The 19,568-nt window shown below is 62.7% G+C and carries 28 protein-coding genes and 1 pseudogene; 12 read left to right on the top strand and 17 right to left on the bottom strand.

Annotated features, from left to right (window positions below; all coding sequences use genetic code 11):
- Window positions 1-24 precede the first annotated feature (24 nt).
- Complete coding sequence (gene ribB / locus BM222_RS06985; RefSeq protein WP_092227543.1) at window positions 25-1,101, bottom strand: 3,4-dihydroxy-2-butanone-4-phosphate synthase; 1,077 nt, start codon at window positions 1,099-1,101, stop codon at window positions 25-27.
- A gap of 358 nt (window positions 1,102-1,459) precedes the next feature.
- On the opposite strand from ribB, the gene BM222_RS06980 reads away from it, so the two are divergent.
- From BM222_RS06980 to BM222_RS06965, 4 genes are all read left to right on the top strand, one after another.
- Window positions 1,460-1,987, top strand: a complete 528-nt coding sequence (locus BM222_RS06980) for a DUF3124 domain-containing protein (RefSeq protein ID WP_177243049.1) — start codon at window positions 1,460-1,462, stop codon at window positions 1,985-1,987.
- Window positions 1,988-2,220: 233 nt separating this feature from the next.
- Window positions 2,221-3,453, top strand: a complete 1,233-nt coding sequence (locus BM222_RS06975) for an aminotransferase-like domain-containing protein (protein WP_092227541.1) — start codon at window positions 2,221-2,223, stop codon at window positions 3,451-3,453.
- A 60-nt stretch (window positions 3,454-3,513) separates the two neighbouring features.
- Window positions 3,514-3,966: a hypothetical protein gene (locus tag BM222_RS06970; RefSeq protein WP_092227540.1), complete on the top strand. Its 453-nt coding sequence runs from the start codon at window positions 3,514-3,516 to the stop codon at window positions 3,964-3,966.
- Window positions 3,967-4,071: 105 nt separating this feature from the next.
- The gene (locus BM222_RS06965) at window positions 4,072-4,290 is read left to right on the top strand and encodes a hypothetical protein (protein ID WP_092227754.1); all 219 of its coding nucleotides are present in this window, start codon (window positions 4,072-4,074) and stop codon (window positions 4,288-4,290) included.
- 156 nt (window positions 4,291-4,446) lie between these two features.
- Here the strand turns inward: BM222_RS06965 and BM222_RS06960 are convergent, their stop codons facing one another.
- The 10 genes and pseudogenes from BM222_RS06960 to BM222_RS06920 form a co-directional block, all read right to left on the bottom strand.
- On the bottom strand, window positions 4,447-5,040 hold the full coding sequence (locus BM222_RS06960) for a hypothetical protein (protein WP_177243048.1): 594 nt from the start codon (window positions 5,038-5,040) through the stop codon (window positions 4,447-4,449).
- A 406-nt stretch (window positions 5,041-5,446) separates the two neighbouring features.
- A complete protein-coding gene (locus BM222_RS06955; protein WP_092227539.1) occupies window positions 5,447-6,442 on the bottom strand; it encodes an ABC transporter substrate-binding protein in 996 nt (331 codons plus the stop codon).
- Between the two features lie 122 nt (window positions 6,443-6,564).
- Window positions 6,565-6,987 carry a cupin domain-containing protein gene (locus BM222_RS06950; protein WP_092227538.1) on the bottom strand — a complete coding sequence of 141 codons (423 nt, stop codon included), beginning with the start codon at window positions 6,985-6,987 and terminating at the stop codon, window positions 6,565-6,567.
- Between the two features lie 316 nt (window positions 6,988-7,303).
- Complete coding sequence (locus tag BM222_RS06945; protein WP_092227537.1) at window positions 7,304-8,122, bottom strand: aldo/keto reductase; 819 nt, start codon at window positions 8,120-8,122, stop codon at window positions 7,304-7,306.
- Window positions 8,123-8,441: 319 nt separating this feature from the next.
- Entirely contained in the window at window positions 8,442-8,861 is a 420-nt protein-coding gene (locus BM222_RS06940; protein WP_092227536.1) for a hypothetical protein, read from the bottom strand.
- A gap of 107 nt (window positions 8,862-8,968) precedes the next feature.
- Window positions 8,969-9,454, bottom strand: a pseudogene (locus tag BM222_RS06935) (NAD(P)H-dependent flavin oxidoreductase); the annotation flags it as partial.
- Between the two features lie 287 nt (window positions 9,455-9,741).
- Window positions 9,742-11,361 carry a DHA2 family efflux MFS transporter permease subunit gene (locus tag BM222_RS06930; protein WP_092227535.1) on the bottom strand — a complete coding sequence of 540 codons (1,620 nt, stop codon included), beginning with the start codon at window positions 11,359-11,361 and terminating at the stop codon, window positions 9,742-9,744.
- Window positions 11,358-12,515 (bottom strand): HlyD family secretion protein, encoded by a 1,158-nt coding sequence (locus tag BM222_RS06925; protein WP_092227753.1) that lies wholly within the window; start codon window positions 12,513-12,515, stop codon window positions 11,358-11,360. Before BM222_RS06925 ends, BM222_RS06930 begins: the two co-directional genes overlap by 4 nt.
- Window positions 12,516-12,695: 180 nt before the next feature.
- Complete coding sequence (locus BM222_RS40905; protein WP_177243047.1) at window positions 12,696-12,854, bottom strand: hypothetical protein; 159 nt, start codon at window positions 12,852-12,854, stop codon at window positions 12,696-12,698.
- A 24-nt stretch (window positions 12,855-12,878) separates the two neighbouring features.
- The gene (locus BM222_RS06920) at window positions 12,879-13,253 is read right to left on the bottom strand and encodes a PRC-barrel domain-containing protein (RefSeq protein WP_092227534.1); all 375 of its coding nucleotides are present in this window, start codon (window positions 13,251-13,253) and stop codon (window positions 12,879-12,881) included.
- A 153-nt stretch (window positions 13,254-13,406) separates the two neighbouring features.
- Between BM222_RS06920 and BM222_RS06915 the strand changes: the two genes are divergently transcribed.
- The 6 genes from BM222_RS06915 (at window position 13,407) to BM222_RS06890 (ending at window position 16,751) form a co-directional block, all read left to right on the top strand.
- On the top strand, window positions 13,407-13,634 hold the full coding sequence (locus BM222_RS06915) for a hypothetical protein (protein WP_092227533.1): 228 nt from the start codon (window positions 13,407-13,409) through the stop codon (window positions 13,632-13,634).
- 88 nt (window positions 13,635-13,722) lie between these two features.
- Window positions 13,723-14,274, top strand: coding sequence for a DUF4142 domain-containing protein (locus BM222_RS06910; RefSeq protein ID WP_092227532.1), 552 nt, complete (start codon window positions 13,723-13,725; stop codon window positions 14,272-14,274).
- Window positions 14,275-14,396: 122 nt separating this feature from the next.
- Complete coding sequence (locus BM222_RS06905) at window positions 14,397-15,287, top strand: SDR family oxidoreductase (RefSeq protein WP_092227531.1); 891 nt, start codon at window positions 14,397-14,399, stop codon at window positions 15,285-15,287.
- A gap of 80 nt (window positions 15,288-15,367) precedes the next feature.
- Entirely contained in the window at window positions 15,368-15,943 is a 576-nt protein-coding gene (locus BM222_RS06900; RefSeq protein WP_092227530.1) for a phosphatase PAP2 family protein, read from the top strand.
- Window positions 15,940-16,287: a DUF3147 family protein gene (locus BM222_RS06895; RefSeq protein WP_092227529.1), complete on the top strand. Its 348-nt coding sequence runs from the start codon at window positions 15,940-15,942 to the stop codon at window positions 16,285-16,287. Before BM222_RS06900 ends, BM222_RS06895 begins: the two co-directional genes overlap by 4 nt.
- A complete protein-coding gene (locus tag BM222_RS06890) occupies window positions 16,287-16,751 on the top strand; it encodes a DUF3147 family protein (RefSeq protein WP_092227528.1) in 465 nt (154 codons plus the stop codon). Before BM222_RS06895 ends, BM222_RS06890 begins: the two co-directional genes overlap by 1 nt.
- Here BM222_RS06890 and BM222_RS06885 read toward each other — a convergent pair.
- Together BM222_RS06885 and BM222_RS40900 are read right to left on the bottom strand one after the other, a co-directional pair.
- Complete coding sequence (locus BM222_RS06885; protein ID WP_092227527.1) at window positions 16,745-16,939, bottom strand: hypothetical protein; 195 nt, start codon at window positions 16,937-16,939, stop codon at window positions 16,745-16,747. The genes BM222_RS06890 and BM222_RS06885 overlap by 7 nt on opposite strands.
- Complete coding sequence (locus tag BM222_RS40900) at window positions 16,923-17,081, bottom strand: hypothetical protein (RefSeq protein WP_177243046.1); 159 nt, start codon at window positions 17,079-17,081, stop codon at window positions 16,923-16,925. Before BM222_RS40900 ends, BM222_RS06885 begins: the two co-directional genes overlap by 17 nt.
- 173 nt (window positions 17,082-17,254) lie before the next feature.
- Between BM222_RS40900 and BM222_RS06880 the strand changes: the two genes are divergently transcribed.
- On the top strand, window positions 17,255-17,491 hold the full coding sequence (locus BM222_RS06880) for a hypothetical protein (RefSeq protein ID WP_092227526.1): 237 nt from the start codon (window positions 17,255-17,257) through the stop codon (window positions 17,489-17,491).
- Window positions 17,492-17,633: 142 nt separating this feature from the next.
- Here BM222_RS06880 and BM222_RS06875 read toward each other — a convergent pair whose 3' ends face one another.
- From BM222_RS06875 to BM222_RS06870, 3 genes are all read right to left on the bottom strand, one after another.
- Window positions 17,634-17,840, bottom strand: coding sequence for a hypothetical protein (locus BM222_RS06875; RefSeq protein ID WP_092227525.1), 207 nt, complete (start codon window positions 17,838-17,840; stop codon window positions 17,634-17,636).
- Between the two features lie 87 nt (window positions 17,841-17,927).
- Window positions 17,928-18,059 carry a hypothetical protein gene (locus BM222_RS42795; protein WP_283810223.1) on the bottom strand — a complete coding sequence of 44 codons (132 nt, stop codon included), beginning with the start codon at window positions 18,057-18,059 and terminating at the stop codon, window positions 17,928-17,930.
- A gap of 119 nt (window positions 18,060-18,178) precedes the next feature.
- On the bottom strand, window positions 18,179-18,457 hold the full coding sequence (locus tag BM222_RS06870) for a hypothetical protein (RefSeq protein WP_502690872.1): 279 nt from the start codon (window positions 18,455-18,457) through the stop codon (window positions 18,179-18,181).
- A gap of 8 nt (window positions 18,458-18,465) precedes the next feature.
- Here BM222_RS06870 and BM222_RS06865 point away from each other — a divergent pair, with 8 nt between their 5' ends.
- The gene (locus tag BM222_RS06865) at window positions 18,466-18,978 is read left to right on the top strand and encodes a DUF4142 domain-containing protein (RefSeq protein WP_092227523.1); all 513 of its coding nucleotides are present in this window, start codon (window positions 18,466-18,468) and stop codon (window positions 18,976-18,978) included.
- A gap of 5 nt (window positions 18,979-18,983) precedes the next feature.
- Here BM222_RS06865 and BM222_RS06860 read toward each other — a convergent pair whose 3' ends face one another.
- Window positions 18,984-19,280, bottom strand: coding sequence for a hypothetical protein (locus BM222_RS06860; protein ID WP_092227522.1), 297 nt, complete (start codon window positions 19,278-19,280; stop codon window positions 18,984-18,986).
- Window positions 19,281-19,568: the final 288 nt, after the last annotated feature.

The raw sequence follows: 19,568 nt of genomic DNA, 5'->3' as shown, positions 1-19,568 counted from the left end.
CGCGAGCCGGAATGACGCCGCCTGTCAGCTTTCGAGCTGCTCGTTGGCGACGATCTCGATCCCGAAGCCCGAGAGGCCCTTGTAGTCGTGCACCGACGAGGTGAGATGGCGGATGGAGGTGACGCCGAGATCGCGCAGGATCTGCGCGCCGACGCCAACCTCGCGCCACTGGCGGTTGCGGTCGGCCTCGGTCTGCGTCTCGTCCGGCAGCGGCGACACGGGAACGCCGGCCGCGCCGTCGCGCAGATAGACCAGCACACCGCGACCGGATTTCTTGAAGTGCTCGAGCACGACCGCCATGCGCTTGTGGCCGGTAAACGTGTCCTTGACGATATTCGGCTTGTGAAAGCGCGTCAGCACGTTCTTGCCGTCGCCGACGCCGTTATAGACGAAGGCAACATGGGCGATGGAATCGAACGGCGAACGATAGGCGTAGCCCTGGAGCGGCCCGATCGGGCTTTCGGTCGTGAACGTCGCGACCCGCTCGATCAGCTTTTCGCGCGCCTGCCGGTAAGCGATCATGTCGGCGATTGTGACGTGCTTCAGCTTGTGCCTGGCGGCGAACTGCGCGACCTGCTCGCCCTTCATCACGCTGCCGTCGTCGTTCATCAACTCGCTGATGACGCCGACCGGCGGAAGCCCTGAGAGCTTGCAGAGATCGACCGCCGCCTCGGTATGGCCGGAGCGCAGCAGGACGCCACCATCCTTGGCGATCAGCGGGAAAATGTGGCCGGGACGGGCGAAGTCGTTGGCGCCCGCATTGGGGTTGGACAGCGCGCGGCAGCAGGAGGCGCGCTCCTCCGCCGAAATGCCGGTGCCGCCGTCAGGCTTGTAGTCGATCGAGACCGTGAATGCGGTGGTGTGGGCGGAATCGTTGTGGGCGACCATCGGATCGAGCCGCAACCGGCGCGCGTCCTCGGTGGTGATTGGCGCGCACACGATGCCGGAGGTATGGCGGATGATGAAGGCCATCTTTTCCGCCGTGCAGAATGAGGCGGCAACGATCAGATCGCCCTCACCCTCGCGATCATCGTCGTCGGTCACCACGACGAGTTCGCCTCGGGCAAAGGCCTGCAGGACTTCCTGGACGGTATCGGGCATTTCCCAATCTCTATCGGTTATGGGCCGGAGGCTTGACGGACGCCTTAGCCGGACTTGGGCCGAAGCGCTAGTGTCCTGGCTGCAACCGCATATGCCCGCGGGCCGCTGTCGGACGGGCCTTCAGGCTTGCATCGAAGAGGCCGCGACGCGATCCGGCCGGCGCCGAATGGACCTGTGCGGAGGCCGGCGATAAGGTAGGGCAGGATCAGCGGTTGCCCGGGGAGAATGGGCGAGCAGGCCCGGCATCCGGGCAGACAGGATACAGAGAGTGTCGCGAATGAGCTCGTGCATGCCAGGTTGGTCCGTTTTGCCGCCCCCTAGAGACCGGGTGCCGCGCGGCAAACGAGCAATTCGTCAGATGCAGGCGGCTCTCGCCACCGCAATGCTGCTATGCCCGCTCGCCTTCGCCGGGCAAGCCTCCGCCCAGCCCAAAGTGAACCTCGAACAGACTTTCGCCGATTCGCTTCAAGCCATGCCGAATGAGCAACTCGCTGTGACCGGCGGCTTCTACGTGCCGGCCTATTCCAGCGTCGCGATGAGCCAGGGCAGGCTGCGGGTCGATTTTTCGGTGACGCTGAGCGTCCACAATGCGTCCGAGACGCAAGCACTGGTGGTCAGGCGCATCGCCTATTTCGACACCGCCGGCAAGCAGGTCGAGAGCTATCTGAAGGCGCCGGTCGCCGTGAAGCCGCTCGCCACCATCTCGATCTTCATTCCGACCGATGACGTGCGCGGCGGGACCGGGGCCAATTTCATCGTCGACTGGGCCGCCACCGGCGAGATCGCCGAGCCGGCGGTCGAGGCCTTGATGGTCGGCGGCGTCGCCAATGCGCATTACGCTTTCATCAGCCAGGGACGCCCGACCCGGACCGTCGGCAAAAAGTAAAGCAGCTCGAGCGAGCGCTGTCGCGGCCCCCATCGAAAGCACAAAAACAACCCCATGCACAGTAGCCGGATCTACAAAATCAACGGCCTATCGGCCGCGCACGGCGCAAATGCTGATTTTACGAATTCCGTTTGACGCGTCGGGCAAAACACTGGCATGATGACATCATCGAAATCGCAGCGCCCGGCCGGAACCAGGCCGGGCGCTCAATAAAAACAACGAGGAACGCTCCCATGACGTCCAGCTTCGATTTCGGGCCCCTGTTTCCCGCAGGGCTGCCGGCCCCCTCTGCTCGCTGGACGGGCCTCGCCAAATACAGCTTCGTCGGCGGCAACAACGATTCCGAGCAGGTGCCGCTCGATGAGCTGATCGAGGCCGCCAGTCTGGCCCTGCAACGCGAGGGCCGTTCGCTCGCCACCTACGGACTGGCGCATGGGCCCCAGGGCTACGTGCCGCTACGCGAATTCCTGGTGACGAAACTGAAGCGCGATGCCGGCATCAGCTGCACGGTCGACGACCTCATGATCGTCTCCGGCTCGCTGCAGGCGCTCGACCTCGTCAACAACACGCTGTTGGCGCGCGGCGACACCGTGATCGTCGAGCAGGAGACCTATCAAGGGTCGCTCGACCGGCTCGCACGGCTGGGCGTCAACGCCGTCGGCGTTCCCCTCGACGAGCACGGCATGCGCATGGACGTGCTGGCCGCGGCGCTGGCGGAGCTGAAGAACCGCGGCATCCGGCCGAAATACATCTACACCATTCCGACCGTGCAGAATCCGACCGGCACCATCATGCCGGAGACGCGCCGCGCCGAGTTGCTGCGACTGTCCGCCGAGTACGGCGTCCCCGTCTTCGAGGACGATTGCTACAGCGATCTGGTGTGGTCGGGACAACGGCCACCGGCGATTTACGCGATGAGCCAGCACGGCGGCGTGATCCATATCGGCTCGTTCTCGAAGTCGATCGCGCCGGCGCTGCGCGTCGGCTTCATCGTGGCACCCTGGGATGCGATGTCCCGAATGCTGGCGTTGAAGACGGATGCAGGCTCCGGGGCGCTGGAGCAGATGGTGCTCGGCACCTATTGCGTTCAGCATTTCGCGAGCCATGTGCCGACGCTGACGAAAGCGCTACGCGGCAAGCTCGAGACGCTGATGGAAGCCCTCAACGAACAGTTCGGGACCGCGGCCGAATTCGAGGAGCCGAAGGGCGGCATCTTCCTCTGGCTGAAGCTGCCCGACCAGGTCGATACGCTCAAACTCCACAAGGCTGCGCTCGCCGCAGGCGTCGCGATCAATCCCGGACCGGAGTGGTCGACCAACAAGGCTTACGCCGGCTCGCGCCTCCGGATGTGCTTTGGGAGCCCCTCGCATCAGCAGATCCGCGAGGGCGTCGCGGTGCTCGCCGAGGTCTGCCGCAAGGAGTTCGGCGTGCCGGCGCGCAGCGCCAATGTCGAGAAGCGCGCCTAGAGGTCGCGACCGCGTCGGGATATACACTTTGGAATTCTTCGAGGCGGGGCTTTTCCGGACATGACGTGTTGTTTGAGCCGCTGGACCACGGCGGCGGTGCTTTGGATCGCGTTCGCGCCGCTCGCGCATGCCGAGACGCTCGCGGCGACGGTCGAGCAATGGGGCCTCCTCGGCTCGTGGGCGGTCGACTGTGCCGTCAGGCCGGACCGCGACAAGGGCGCGCTGCTGACTTACGAAATCCGCAAGGACGGCCGGGTGATGTACCGGCGCAATTTCGGCGACGCCAAGGACGAAAACGAGGTGGTGGCCGCCACGGTCGACGCCGAAGGCCTGCTCAATGTGATGGTCTATTTCCCCTCGCTTCGGCAGACGCGCGAATTCGGACTGATGCTTTCGAACGACGGCACCCTGCGCGCGATCTACAATCGCAGCGAACGCGGCGAGTACACGATCAAGGACGGCACATACGTCAAGACCGGCGCGCCCACGCCTCCGCAGCAGCGCTGCGATTGACGATTGTTTTGATCCTGAACATCCATTCAGAATTCTCTTCCCGTTCCTCCGGAACGTTCATGCGTATGCGCCGTTTAAATTTGCATTCGATTGGAGGAGGACATCATGAAGAAGCTTGGTTATGTCGTTGCCGCCCTGGGTGCGCTCGCGGTTGCGGCGCCGACGCTGGCAAGTGCTGAGACTGTGATCGTCAAGCACGGCCATCACGGCCCGTACGGCGCCCGCGCCGAATTCCGCGAGCATCGTGACTACGGCTGGCATCGCGGCTGGCACCATCGCGACAATGTCGTGGTGATCAAGCGTCATCATCGCCACTGGGACTAATGCGCAACGCAAACTGGAAATGGCCCCGCAAGGGGCCATTTTCTGTGCGCGCAAATCGGTACGCATCAATCTGCCAGGCCTGCTCTGCTCCAACGGCGGCCGAACAGCCGGCATCGATCTGCGTCGGCTATGGGCCAAGCTGACCTCGTGATTTGTTTATGGGCCCGGCACCATCATGGTCGGCTCTTCCAGCAGGGAAAAGTCGTAGCCCTCGCAGCTAACATTCGGATTGGTGGGCGCAAAGATGCCGAGCGGGTTCTCCTTGAACAACCAGGCATGCAGATCATAATGTACAAACTCCTTTGGAATGAGCGGCCAGTGTCCTTCCATCGGGCCCATGAAGGGCTGGTCGAAGAGAGAGGGGCGCTGCTTGGTATCGGCCGTTAGAGGCACCAGCCACTCGACAGCCACGAGCTTCAATTCCTTGCCCACGGGTTCGTAGATCAATACGTTGGGCTTCATCGGATCAGGAGCGCCCTGCACTGTGACATTGGCAAAGTGCACTCCCATAGCGCCTTTGGCATACTCCATGCGGTGCGGTACTTTCTCCCCGGAATAGTGCACGCAGCCCACCGTCGACAGGTAGCGGTCGCGCACGGCTGCCTTGTAGTCCTGATATTTCTCCAGCGATTTTCGCAAGGTGTCGAGTTGAGCCTTGTAAGGCTCTTCTGCTGCAATTGGTCTGAGGGTTGCACCGATAAAGGCAACACCTAGCACGGCGACAAAGGTACCACGGACGGATTTGCGCATGTTCCCTCCTTACTTTTCATCAATACGATGTCGTAATGAGTCGGCCTAACGAGACCGCGCTCCTGCGCCAGCAATGGCATCAGCCAAAGCCCCTCGCGGCGATCAGCGAAATCCAACGCCAGACCAGCACGGCACACTCTCCTTGCTGTCCCCGAACCAATATTAGCGTCCATGAATGTGAGTATGGTTCGGCTGCTGCGAGGTTCACGTATCAACTCAAGGCGCAGCAGGAATTTCGACCCGACCGATGTCGGGTTTGGGTCAATCGCGACGGTTTGGCCCGGTTTAAGTTAGGTCCTGTCTACCCCTGACAGCCGACATATTCTCGGCCGTGGGACGCGGCAGCGATGGGCCAGTAGGCGACGTCGCGCCCTTCGATCACGTTGGTTGCTATTGCTGGACCGGCTCATTCGATGATGGTGTCGGCGAATTGCTGAACTTGCAAAGGCACATCAAGCCCAAGCGCTTTCGCGGTCTTGAGATTGACCACAATCTCGAATTTCGTCGGATACTGCACAGGTAGTTCGGCGGGCTTTGCGCCCCTTAGGATCTTATCGACATAGACGGCGCCTTGCCGAAATTGCTCGCGCTCGTCGAACCCGTAAGAAATCAGCCCACCCTCCCTGGCAAAAAAAGCAAACGGATAAATCGAGGGCAACCGATACTTCGCGGCCAACGCTACAATGAGAGCGCTATTCGCGAAGCTAACGATATTGGGCGCGACGATCAAACCGCTGCGAGCGTCGCCTACAAATGTCGTGAAAGCGCTTTCAATTTCGGCGCGGTCATGCACCCTGAGATCAACCAGCCTCAAATTAAGCAACGGCGCTGCCTCTTGAGCCGACTTGAGATACCCGAGGTTTGGCGGCTCCGGGTGCAGAAGCAGTCCGACGCGCTCGGCCTGCGGCGCCACCTCGTGCAGTTTCTCCAGCCATTTGCTTCCCATGGAAGGCGGGAAATTGGCAAAGCCGGTGATGTTGCCGCCCGGTCTCGCCAGATCCTTGACAAAGCCGCTACCGACAGGATCGGAGACTGATACGAACACAAGCGGGATCGTGCGGACCTGCGTCTGAAGTATGGTAGTGACCAGGTTGGAATTGGACACAATCAAGTCGAGCCTCTGCCGGAGCAACTCGGCAGCCATTTCCCGAGCGCGCGCCGGATCACCCCTTGCATATCGAACGTCAATGGTGACATTGCTGCCCTCGATCCAACCAAGTTTCGGTAGATGTTCTCGGAAGGCCCCGATCTGTATCTGCCCGTTGGGGTCCTCCTCCGCGTAGGCCATCACGACACCGATCCGCCGCATGCGTTCGGGCGCCTCGGCGAAGGTGAGCAGCGGCCATGCCGCTGGCACGCTTCCGAGCAGGGCCAAGACGTCTCGCCGCTTCACTTGATTCATTCGGTCCCCCGGCGGCCGCGTGGAATGACGATCAGCGGGACATCGTGGGCAATCTACAGCTTATTGGGACCGATGGGTAGATGGCCAATTTCGGACTCCGCCCAGGCAAACTCACCCGGCTCCTAAGGCGCGGGTATTAGGCCGTAACGTTTCATGATCTCGCCCATCCGAGCAGGATCAGGAGGCACAGAACCGCTGACTGCTACGGCCATTTCCCGGAAGAATTCGGGCCCGAGAACTCCTGGCGTGAGAACGCAAAGCATTTTAGCAATGGCCTGCGTTTCGTTGACGAAACCGTGGACAACACCTCGCGGTATGAAGAGATCATCTCCTGGCCCGACCTCGATGCGCTTACCGGCGACCATCCAAGTGACGATGCCCTCAAGACCGTAGACCGTTTCTTCCCAGTCACGATGATAGTGCGGGACCGGCATGCGGGAATTTGGCGGGATCATCACCTCAAACAAATCAAGAGCACCGCTGGTATCATCCTTGGTTCGCAAAAATCGAAGTTGCATTGCGCCAACGTTGATGAGTTCGGCCATAGACGTGCCCTCGGTTGTTCGAAAACGGCTGCAACTCGTCCGCACTGAACTAGCGAAAGCTTATGGCCGAGCCACCGGAATGTCTACCAAGGCGATGATGTCCGAGAAGGGTCAGGTATGAGTCCGGCCATGCCACCGCTTCATCCGCGTGTTGATTCTGCCACGTGCGCTCCTGGGTGTGGGAGAAGGTGGCGCGAAGCGCCGGATGAGGGGTTCTTTCCATTCGAAACGCTGTCCGGATGGATAGAGACCCCTCACCCACCCGGCTTTGCTTCGCAAAGCCACCCTCTCCCACACGGGGAGAGGGTAGAGAGCCCTAATCCCAGGCCGGCGCGAAGCCCGGATTGACGCAGCGCCTGTCCTTCGGGAGCGCTGCGATCTTGTTGCGGTCGGCATCATCGAGCTTGATCTTCAGCGCATCCAGATTGGCCTGCTGGCTCTCGCGGCGTGACGCCTTCGGGATCGCGGCGACGCCATCCTGGTCGAGCAGCCATTTCAGCGCGACCTGCGCGGCGCTCGCATTGTGCTTCGCGCCGATTTCGGCAAGCACCGGGTCCGAGGCAAAACGCCCTTGGGCAAGTGGGCAATAGGCGACAAGCGGGATCGACTTCGCACCGAGATAAGCCAGCACCTTCGATTGATCCAACATCGCATGATATTCGATCTGATTGCAGGCGATCGGCGCCTTGACGTCCTCGACGGCGATCTTGAGCAGCGCCGTGGTAAAATTGGCAACGCCGATGGCGCGGGTGCGCCCCTCGTCCTTCAGCTTCATCAGGGTCTCGAACACCGCGCCCCAGTTCGCCGACTTCGAGGGCCAATGCACGAGATAGAGGTCGACGTGATCGAGCCTTAGCTTGTTCAGGCTCGCATCGAAGGCGCGGCGGATCGCATCCGGCGTCAGATTCTCGTGCCAGACCTTGGTCGTGACGTGCAGCTCGTCACGCGGCACGGACGCCGTCGCGAGCGCGGCGCCGATGGCATCCTCGTTGGCGTACATTTCGGCGGTGTCGATGTGGCGATAACCGATCGACAGCGCGGTCTCCACCGCTTCGCGGCAGGTATCACCCTGCATGCGGAAGGTGCCGAGGCCGAGCTTGGGCATGCTGATGCCCTGTGTTTTCAGATGGTCCATGGAACAGGCTCCTGAGGTATTTCAGCGGCCGGATGCACGCGGCGATGCCGCGTGAGCAGACTCTTCGATGATGGAAAAGAGGTGGCGGGAACGAGCATCATAGCGCGACAGGCATGTGACGGCCAATCAAGATCGGGTTAGCGTTGGGGGCACGATGCCTCCCCACCGTCATGGCCGGGCTTGTCCCGGCCATCCACGACCTGCTGCCCTGCACGTAGAACGTGGATGCCCGGGACAAGCCCGGGCATGGCGACCTGATTCAAACTTCAAATGCGATTGCCCTGCCGCAAGCGGGACGAGGTTGAGCAAAACAATGCGTCTAGCGCTTCCAGTTGCAGATGCCGCCGGAACGGCACGGCCAGGTCTGGATGCGCGTGTCCATCGCCTGCGCGTCCAGCGGGTTGCCGTGGCGGTGCGCGAGCCTGGTGCGCGCTGCGCCGCGCGGCTGAGTGCTCTTGGTGCGAGCGACCTTCGGCTCCGACACGTGCACGCGTTCGGCCGCAACCTTCTTCGGCACGTCGACGGGCTGGGCATGGGCCTGTGCTTCGTTGCCGCCCTTCGCCTCGAGCGCAACAGGCGCGAATTGCGTCTCCGGCCCGAGCCGCTTCGGCGACAGGACGGCCTTGGAGAGATCGAGACCAAAATATTCGTCGGGCTTGTAGTCGTCAGCGCGCGCGATACCGCCCACCGCAAGCACGAGCGCAATGGCGACCGCAACGGGAACGCTTTTCAGGACCACGGAGGCCTCCCGAAATTGATCGTGAAGGAGCAATTTGCTCCTATTTAGGAGGGGCCGCGCCTAATTCCAGCGCTCAATTGCCGCCGTGGTTAAGAAGTTTGGCGGCGTCAGGCGACCTTTCGCGTCGCACCTGTCCCATCCAGGAACCCGATCAGCCTGCTACGGATGATTTGTTCCGCCTCGCCCATGATGCGATCGACCAGTTCCTTGCAGGACGGGATATCGTGGATCAGGCCTGCGACCATGCCGCAGCTCCAGGCGCCGGCATCCATCTGCCCCTCCAGCATGATCTTGGGATAGACGCCCGCGACCTAGTCGTGGATGTCATCGATCGTGAGCTTGTCACCCCTGGCATGCTCGATCTCGAGCAGGCGATCGACATTGGCGTTCTTCAATACGCGCTCGGTATTGCGCAGCGCCCGCATGATCAGGCGGGTGTCGAGCTCGGTCGCCGCCACCAGCGCGTTCTTCACGTTCTGATGGACGGGCGCTTCCCTGGCCGCGATGAAACGCGTGCCCATGTTCATGCCTGATGCACCCAGCGACAGCGCCGCGACGAGGCTGCGCCCATCGGCCATGCCGCCGGAGGCCACTGCCGCCTTCGACGATGGCGGCGATGTATTCCGGATAAGGCGAACTCGCCCTCTCCACTCGCACAGCTGCGTTCCCTCCCCCCTTGCGGGGGAGGGTTAGGGAGAGGGGTATTCCACGGGGACTCTCTCGACGTTAGTGCCGACAACGCGCGCCTGTTGTTGATGGCAGCCCGTAAAATCGTTTCATGCCTTTTCCTGGGCCACCCCTCTCCCCCGCCCTCCCCCGCAAGGCGGGAGGGAGCGCAGTGTGCCCCGGAGCTCCATTCGCGCTAACGCAATACTGTCCCTCAATGCCCCCGCGACGGTGCGCCGAGATCGATCGGGCGCAGCACGGCGGCCGTCGGGATCATCAGCACCGCGATGATGGCGAGCGTCCAGAACACGTCGATATAAGCGAGGAAGTCGACCTGCTGCTGCAAGGTTTTGCCGACCCAGGCCACCGCTTGCGAAGCAGCATCACTCGCATTCGAGCCCTGAGCCTGGAAGTACCGCGTCATCGCATCGATGGTCTGCTGGTAACCGAGATCGGACGGCGCGGCGTGCTCGATCAGCCGGCTCTGATGGAATTGCTGGCGCTGCGCCAACACCGTCTGCGCCAGCGCGACACCCATGGACCCGCCGATGTTGCGGGCGACGTTGATCAGCGCCGAGGCCTGGTTGGTCTTGTCCGGCGGCACACCGTCATAGGACGCCGTCGTCACCGGCAGGAACAGGAAGGGCAGACCCAGCGCGAGGAAGATGCGCGACAGCGCCGCGTAGCCGTAGGTGATGTCGCCATTGATTCCGGTCAGATGCCACATCGACAGCGCAACGATGGCGGCGCCGAACATGATCAGATATTTCGGCTGCACCGAGCCGACGAGGCGGCCCACCACCGGCATCAATATCAAGGTCGCGATCCCGCCCGGCGACAAGGCGAGTCCGGCCAGCATGGCCGTGTAGTTCAACTCGGTCTGGAGCAACTGCGGCAGAAGCTGGGTTGTCGAGATCAGCACCGCGCCAGTGGCGAGCATGACCAGGAAGCAGGCGGCGAACTGGCGGCGGCCGAGCAGACGGAGGTCTACGATTGGATCCTCACGCGTCAGCTCCCATGGGATCAGCGCGAGCAGCGACACGGCCGACAGCACCGCGAAAACGATGATCATGTTCGAGCCGAACCAGTCGTTGCGCTGGCCTTCGTCGAGCACGAATTCGAGCGAGCCGAGCCCGATCGCGACCAGTGCGAAGCCGACATAGTCGACGCGCAGGCCCTTGCTCAGCAGTTCCTGCCGCTCCTCTTCTGCGCCGGACGGCTCCCTGACCAGCGTGCCGACCAGGAACAGCGAGAGCAGCCCCATCGGCACGTTGATCAGGAACACCCAGTGCCAGCTGTAGGTATCGGTGATCCAGCCGCCGAGCGTCGGGCCGATCACCGGCGCGACGACCACGGCGACGCCGTAGATCGCAAAGGCCTGTCCACGCTTCTGCGGCGGAAAGGAGTCGGCGAGGATCGCCTGCTCGCTGGTGGCCATGCCCCCGCCGCCGAGCCCCTGGAGAATCCGGAACAGCACCAGCGCCTCCAGATTCCAGGCGAAGCCGCACAGCAGCGACGCCACCGAAAACGTCGCCACGCAGATCATGTAGAAGCGCTTGCGGCCGATCACGGTCGACAGCCAGCCGGAGATCGACAGCACGATGGCGTTGGCGACGAGATAGCTGGTGATGACGTAGGTGCTCTCGTCGATGCCGACCGCAAGACCACCGGCGATGTGGCGCAGCGCGACGTTGGCGATGGTGGTGTCGAGCACCTCCATGAAGGTCGCGATCGAGACCACGAAGGCAATGAGATAAGGATTGTGCCCACCCGCCGCCGAGCGTTCCGGCGACCAGCCTCCGGCGGAAGCGCCGTCCTGCGTCGCGTCCGTCATCGCACCCTGGTCCAGGGCACGACCGACATGCCGGGACCAACGGGCAGATCGGCCGGCCAGTTGTCGACCACGATCTTCACCGGCACGCGCTGCACCACCTTGACGTAATTGCCGGTGGCGTTCTCGGCCGGCAGCAGGCTGAAGGCGGTGCCAGAGCCAGGCTGCACGGAATCCACATGGCCGGTCAGCTTGCGTGCGGGATAGGCATCGATGCGGATCTCGACCGGCTGGCCGGGCCGCATGTCGGCGAGCTGGGTTTCCTTGTAGTTGGCGACGATCCAGAGCTCGTCAGGCACGAACATCATCAGGCTCTGTCCTGCCGTGACGAAGGTGCCCTTGGCGCCGGAGAGCTTGACGACGCGGCCGGACTGCGCGGCGACGACGCTGGTGTATTGCAGGTTCAGCCTGGCCTGATCGAGCTGCGCCTGCGACTGCTCGAGCTGCGCCTTGGCCCCTTCGAGCTGGGCTTGCAGCGTCTTGATGCCGACCTGCGCCGCCAGCACCGCTGTCTTGGCGCGCTCGGTGTTGGCCTGCTGGGCCTGCAGATCGGAGCGGGTCTGCTGCTGGCGCTGCACGGTGCCCGCGCCCTTCTCGACCAGATCCTGGGCGCGTGCGGATTCCTCCTGCGAGAATTGGAGCTGGGCCTGGGCCTGTTCGAGCTGGGCCTGCGCCTGCTTGATCTGCTCCTTTTGGGAATCGATTTGCGCCTCGACATTGGCAATGTTCGCCTTGGAAACCTCGACCTGCGCGGCGGCCTGATCGACGGCGATGCGGTAATCGCGCTCGTCGATCTTGGCGAGGAGATCGCCGGCGCTGACGTGCTGGTTGTCCGTGACCGGAATGTCGGTCACGTAGCCGCCGATCTTCGAGGCCACGGAAAAGCTGCGCGCGGCGACGAACGCGTCGTCGGTCGATTCATAATGGCGGACATCCAGCCAATAGAGCAGAGCGCCGACCAAGGCTGCGATCAGCACGATGGCGCCGACGGTTGCGAGCAGCCAGTGCGCGGCAAGCCGGTCGCGCAGCGACGGCGTCTTGTCCGCCTTGCCCGATTGCTCCCTGGTCGGCTGCTTTGATTCAGGCGAGTTCTTCGGAGCTTCGACCTTCTGCGGTTGCTCCGCGGACGGCCCACGCTCCCGGGTTCGAGCATCCACTGCGAGCACCTCGATCGGACTTTTTCGGCAAACGGCCTGGCCATGCGCCGCCGGGAGGCCTAACCGCAGCATGGAAGCATGGTTCCGCGCCTTGCGCGCCACGCCGCTATTCGTGATTGCATTGCGCAAAAAAGAAGCGCGTCACCGGGGGTGCCGCGCGTCACCAATCCCGCGCCCCTCTCAGTGCGTGTTCGATTCCTGCCACTTCTCGAGATCGGGCTTTACCTTGTCCGATCCCTGTTCTTTCTCCGGAGTGCCCTTCCAGGGCGTGTCGGTCTGCCTGTGCGAACCCCAGTCAGTCCGATCCCGGGGATCGTCAGTGGGCCGTTCCTTGCTCATCGATGTCCCTTTCTGCAGAAACGTTCAAGCGACGGGAACGCCGTAATAGGCGTTGATCCCGCGCAGCGCAGCATCGTCGCCCCAGTTCCAATCGCTGCTCTCGGCATATTTGGGGGCGCCTTCGAGGGACTTGGCAGTGATGCCCGTGACATAGCCGCCGAGCTCGGTGTCGTATTTCAGCGATTGCCACGGCAGGGGATAATGGTCGTTGCCGAGGCCCAGAAATCCGCCGAAGCCGAGCACGGCGTACGATACCCTGCCGCTGACCTTGTCGATCATCACACGTTCGATTGAACCGATCTTGTTGCGATCGGCGCCGTAGACCGACGTTCCCTCGACCTTGTCGCTGCCGATCAACCGGCCCATCTCGCTGCGGTCCAGCTCACCTTGATTCAACATTTCGATTCTCCAACTCGGACAATGTATGGATCAACGGGCTCGAACGGGTGATCGTTCCTGAAGGCATCTGCGACCAAACAGGAACATCGCCGGGAACGCGCCGTTCTTGATTTCAGCAAAGAAGCCCGTGATGTCCTAAGGACGAGGTGAACCATGAGCGATTTTCGTGACACCCGGCACGGCGTGAATGACCCGGTCGGCGGCCTCGACGTGAAGCGGCAGATCAACGACAACCGCACTTCGCATGAGCAGGCGCAGCACCATGCGGATGTACGCGCCGAAGCGACGGCGACCCCCGCCGAACCGTTCCTGCCGGAACGGCTGCGCCGGAAGGCCACCGATCCGATCAATCCACGTACCGGCAGGAACCCGGCCGATTAGCTGATAGGAACCTCCTCCTCAAGCCGGTGTTGGTCGGCGCAACATCGCGCGGCCCTGATGGCCGCGCCTCAATCCGGAGGGTCCGCCCGTGAAACGATCCATCATCGTCGCCGCCTGCGTGCTGCTCGCAACCCCAGCCCTCGCCCAGTCGCTCGGTGAGAAGACCGGCGTCAACTCCGCGCTGGGAGTAGCGCCCGCCACCGCTGACTTCGTCAAGGAAGTCGCCATCAGCGACATGTTCGAGATCGAATCGAGCAAGCTCGCCGAGCAGAAGGGCAACGCGCAGGAGAAAACCTTCGCGCAACAGATGGTCACTGACCACACCAAGACCAGCAGCGAGCTCAAGGGCCTCGTCAATGATGGCAAGGTGCAAGCCACGTTGCCGACGGCGCTCGACAGCTCGCACCAGAGCAAGCTCGACAAGCTCAAGAGCGCCTCGGGCAAGGATTTCAGCTCGGACTACAATTCCTACCAGGTCAGCGCACACGAGGACGCGGTCTCGCTGTTCGATCGCTACGCCAAGGGCGGTGACAATTCCGCGCTGAAGGACTGGGCCGGCAAGACCCTGCCGACGCTCAAGCACCATCTCGACATGGCCAAGGAACTCGGCAAGGCGCCGAGCGTCGGTCAGTCGAAGTAAACCTCGCACGAGGACGCCGGCTGCACCGGCGTCCTCCCTGCCTTTGGACAAGACTCAATATCCCGCCGGCAGGTCGTCTGGGCCGCGAGCATCACGCTCGCTGGCGAAAAGGAAGTACTGACATGGCCGCACACGACCTGATCGATCCCCTCACCCGCTATCCGAAGCCGCCGTTCAAGAAGCAGTCGCAGCCGTGGCCCGGTCTCGCCGGCAAGATGGAGCCGCCGCCCGACCACGGCGAGACCAGCTACAAGGGCTCTGGCCGCCTTTCCGGCCGCAAGGCGCTGATCACCGGCGGCGATTCCGGCATGGGCCGCGCTGCTGCGATCGCGTATGCGCGCGAAGGCGCCGACGTCGCCATCAACTATCTGCCCGCGGAGGAGCCGGACGCCCAGCAGGTGATCGCGCTGATCAAGAAGGAGGGACGCACCGGGCTTGCGATTCCCGGCGACCTCAAGGACGAAGCTTTCTGCAAGACGTTGGTCGAGCGCGCCGTGCAGGGCCTCGGCGGGCTCGATATCATCGTCAACAACGCGGCACGGCAGCAGACGCGCGCTTCCGTCCTCGAGGTCTCGTCGGAAGATTTCGACGCGACCATGAAAACCAACATCTATGCGCCATTCTGGATCATCAAGGCGGCGCTGCCGCATCTCAAGCCCGGATCATGCATCGTCGGCACGACATCCGAGCAGGCTTATGACCCCTCACCTGATCTCTACGACTATGCGCAGACCAAGGCCGCGACCATGAATTACGTGAAGTCGCTGGCCAAGCAGCTCGCGTCCAAGGGCATTCGCGTCAATGGCGTAGCCCCAGGACCGATCTGGACGCCGCTGCAGGTGTCAGGCGGCGCCACGATGGAGAAGCTCGAAAAGTTCGGCGGCATGACGCCGCTCGGCCGCCCCGGCCAGCCTGCCGAACTCGCTTCGATTTACGTGCAGCTCGCGGCCGCCGATGCGAGCTACGCGACGGGACAGGTGTATGGCGCAGCCGGTGGATCCGGGCAGCCATAAGGGAACCGGTGGGCCGGAGTATCCGTTGTCACACGAGCGTAACGCAACTGTCATGATGATAGCTCGTTCACATTGGATCAATGGCACTCTTCACGGTAACACCGACACGCGCGGATAATGCGATCGCCACGCAGATCGCGAACCACACAAACGCGAGACTGGAGCATGCAGCCGAGGCGCTGACCTGGGGAGCCGATGAGCATGTTCTGATAGGGCTTGCCCTGGCTGGATGGGTCTATGCCCAGCTGCGCGAGCCCAGGCAGCGTCCGACCGCAAATCACATCTTGCTGGTGTCGCTGGTGACGGCCGCGCTGCCGCATGTGCTGAAGTCGGTGTTCGATCAGACGCGGCCGGATCGGCTGACGGCTCTGGGCCATTGCCGAGGCGTTCCCTTATCGGGGCGATCGCGAGATGCATTTCCGTCCGGCCACGCCGTCCACATGGGCGCCCTCGCCTCCGCTGCTGGCCTGCTTCCGACAGGGCTGCGGCGGATGGTTCGCGCTCTCGCCGTGGGGCTCTCGCTGACGCGCGTGGTCCTGCTTGCGCATTGGGCGAGCGATGTGCTGGCCGGCTTTAGCTTGGGCATCGCCATCGAGAGAATTCTACGCCCGCTTACGCTCGGCCGATCACGCATGGCGTCGCGGGCTCGGCGATGAGCGAGTATCTCCTGCGCTTCATCGCCGGCGGCATGATCGTGTCGGCCTTCGCAATCCTCGGCGACATGTTGCGGCCCAAGAGCTTTGCCGGCCTCCTCGCCGCGGCGCCGTCAGTTGCGCTGGCCACGCTGAGCATTGCCGTCGTCCAACACGGCCCGCGACATGCTGCGGCGGAAAGCTGGACCATGATCTATGGGGCAATAGCCCTCGCCTGCTACAGCCTTGCGGTCTGCCAACTCCTGATGAGGTGTCGTTTCGCGGCTCTGCCTGCCACCATCATCGCCTCCATCGTGTGGCTTGCGGTCGCCTTCGGCCTGCTCGCGGGCCTCGGGGGCAACGCCTGATGCTGGTCAAACTATCATCGTCGGCCCTGAAGCAAACGCGTTGGTACGAGTACGGCATCCGCTTCCTGCTCGGCGGATTGGCGACGGTTTTCGCAGGCGCCGTGACCGCACGCTATGGCCTCGCCGTCGGCGGGCTCTTTCTCGCGCTCCCTGCCATCTTCTGCGCCAGTGCGACGCTGATCGAAAGCCACGAGCGCCAGGCCAAGGAGAAGGCGGGTCTCTCGGGACGAAGGCGCGGGCAGCAGGCCGCAGCTCTCGACGCTGCGGGTGCCGGCTTGGGGAGCATTGGTCTTGTGGCGTTCGCCGCGACCTTCTACGCTCTGGTTGCGGCCAGCGTGATCGGGGCATTCGTGGCCGCCATCCTGGCCTGGGCGGTCGTCTCGGTCTCCGCATGGTTATTGAGGCGAAAGCTCCGCATCACTTCTCCCACGGTGCAGGCGGAACGCTCAGAGCGCACTCAGTGAGACGTGGCAGCCTCGTCCCGCGGCATCAAAAAATCGTACATCGCCGCAGCAATCTGAAGCTGCTCGATACGTGCGGCAACGGCATCGCGCTCACTGCCCTCCGACAGGCCCGACAGCTCCTTCTCGAGCCGCAGCCTCTGTGCGTCGAGTTGCTGTTCGAACGTGTGCGGCTCAGATCGCTTTCGCATCGTCCTTCCTCGGTGGCTGCAGGCCAGGGCTGTTGGCCCAGCGCTCGACCTGATCGATGACCTTCTGGTGACTGGGACGCACCGGCTTTGATGCTTCGGACTCATCGGAAAGCTTGCGGGGCAACCTGACTTCGTCTGTCATGGCCTATCTCCCTTTCCTGGAGAATGCGCCAATGCCCCCATGGTTCCAACAATAAGCTATTGATCTTGCTTGAGATTATTACTCATTTGACGAATCTTGGGACTGTTGCGGAACTCGCATCAAAGTCATTCGTTGAGCAAGCTACTCAATCTGCTCAATTTATGTGATTGACCATGAACGACCTTCGCGCCGAGCGGCTTCAGGTCATGCTCTCGCCGGAAGAACTGTCCGCCATTGACGACTTCCGATTCAGGCACCGCATGCCGACGCGAGCGGCAGCGGTCCGCGAACTGCTCAGATCCGGTCTTGCCGCCGTGGGTGTCGATGCAGGGGCCGGCCTGAAGTCGAGCAGCTTCGGCGTATTCGGCCGAGGCCCTGACGGACACACTGAGGCCGGCACGGAAGACTGATCCAGACACGCTGTCACCATGCAAAACGGCCCTGGCACGGGGGGTGCCAGAGCCGCTCTTGGAGACTGCTTCCGGGGCACCGGGGGCATGTCACCGGAAGCAATCTGTCGACTCCTCGTCAGAGGAATGGTTCCTCGCCTAATCAGCCGCTCGGCGCCGCTCCGGAATCGTCCGACGTCATGCCGGAGCCCGGTGTCTTGCTGTCGTCGTTGAGCTTGGGATCGCGCGTCGCCTCACGCGACGGCGATCCCTTTTGGTCCGTCTTGTGCACGGCCTGCGCGCGCCGCTTGTCGCGCGGCTGCTCCTCCGCGCGCTTGTCCTTGACGATGCCCTGGTCGGAATGTGCCATGATGTCCTCTCGCTTCTTCCGATAGTTCGAAGCGCCTACGCTTCGACGCGTCGAATGTTCCGAGGGAAGCGCGAGAGATGCGGGGCGCTAACTATGGGCCGAATGCACCGCAACGGATGCATTTTCGTGATGCACCTGGCGAACTGTCGTCACCGCCGCAAACGCGACCGAGACACCAAAGGCCAGGATGAGTGAAAGAAGTGCCAGACGCGGAGCCATCGCAAAACCTCCTTCTGGAATGAAAAATCAGGCGATCGACTGTTCCCTGATGATTGTAGATCGGTGCCGCTCATTCCGTGAGCGGCCTCACACGCAGATTCGCGAAAAAAAGAGAGTGGTCAGGCACTCTGGCTTCGGATGCCGACCTTGACGGGCGGAACTTCGCCATCGAGCCAATCCTGCTCCTTTGCCAAAGCCGTCCAGGCGTCCGCCATGCGCAAATAGCGCCGATAGGCGGGCTTCCCTTCCGAGCGCTCGGCCAGTTGCAGGCAATTCTCGGCATTATCCCTGAAGATGTCAGACTGTTTCATCGACAAGACGTGGGTACTGAACCCCGGCCCCGCAACCGCCGTTACGGGATCGTAACGTCCGCCGGAACTTGGCGCAGCATCGGTCATTGGTCTGCATGCGGATATTTGTGGCTGTTGTCCTGGCCTTCATCAGCACCGCGGCGCTTGCCGACAGCACCGGCGAGCAAGTCCGCGGCGATCGCGCGCCGGATGCGAGTGATGTCATCAGCGGCCTCTACGCATTCAGTCGCTTCCAGCAAGGCCTGCTGGAGAGCACCGATCTGAAAGGCAATGCCGAGGTCAAGAATCTCGCCGCGCTCCGCGCCGATGAAGCGGCCAAGCGTGACAAGGCATTGAAGGAGATTCAGGACGCCATCGGGACCGAACCGCGCGTCAGCAAGACAAAAGCAGCCGGCGTCGGCATCGCCAAGCCGGATGACACGGAGGGACCGGCTTATGTCCGAAGTTTCTATGCGGCGCAGATCCCCGAATATGAATCCGTCATCAACCTGCTCGAACGCTATTTGAAGGTCGCCGACAATTCAGCCCTTGCAGCGTTCGCGCGCGACCAGCTCCCGACGCTCCGCTCCCAGCTGAAGGATGCCGAGCGCACGATGGCCGACAAATAGCGGCCTTACTTGTTGTCCTCCGGATGAGGCTGCGGATTCATCGGCCTCACGTTGCGATTGCTGTCAGGCATTCTGTCCCGGCCGGCGTCGCCATTTGCATCCTTACCGCCGGAGGTCGGCGTGCCGCTACCGCTGGGGTTCGACCGGGCGGTACCCGTCGTTGGCGAGTCCGCTGACGGGGTGGCGGAGCTGGCGGCCGGATCGCCGGTCACGGCCCCGCGCCCGCTTGGCGCCCCGGTCTGGGCGAGCGCCGACCCGGCGGCGAACAGTACGGCGATGAGAACGGCCAGTCCGGCTTTCATTTGAGCTCTCCCTGTGTTTGCGAGCTAACCGCGCGGCCCGTGCGGGCGTTCCTGGCCACTGTCCCGGGAGTTTCGGAATTGGAACAAGATTAGCCTCGGTTAAGGGATGGGAATTTTTACGCAATCCATTGGAACTCTCGGGAACCTTCGCGGTTACTTTAGCCGGGCTGAGCACGGCGAGTTCCAATTCCTGGCGTCACAACCGTGGCGCTTGATTTCGAATTTGGCTGACGCTCTATTTTGAACAGTCGCGTCACGCCATGGATTCGGCCGATGCCTGCGGGGGAA

The sequence above is a fragment of the Bradyrhizobium sp. Gha genome, from assembly GCF_900113735.1.
In the GTDB taxonomy this organism is placed as follows: Bacteria; Pseudomonadota; Alphaproteobacteria; order Rhizobiales; family Xanthobacteraceae; genus Bradyrhizobium.
The sequence above is the reverse complement of the archived record's forward strand: the minus strand, read 5'-3'. Positions and strand labels throughout refer to the sequence as shown.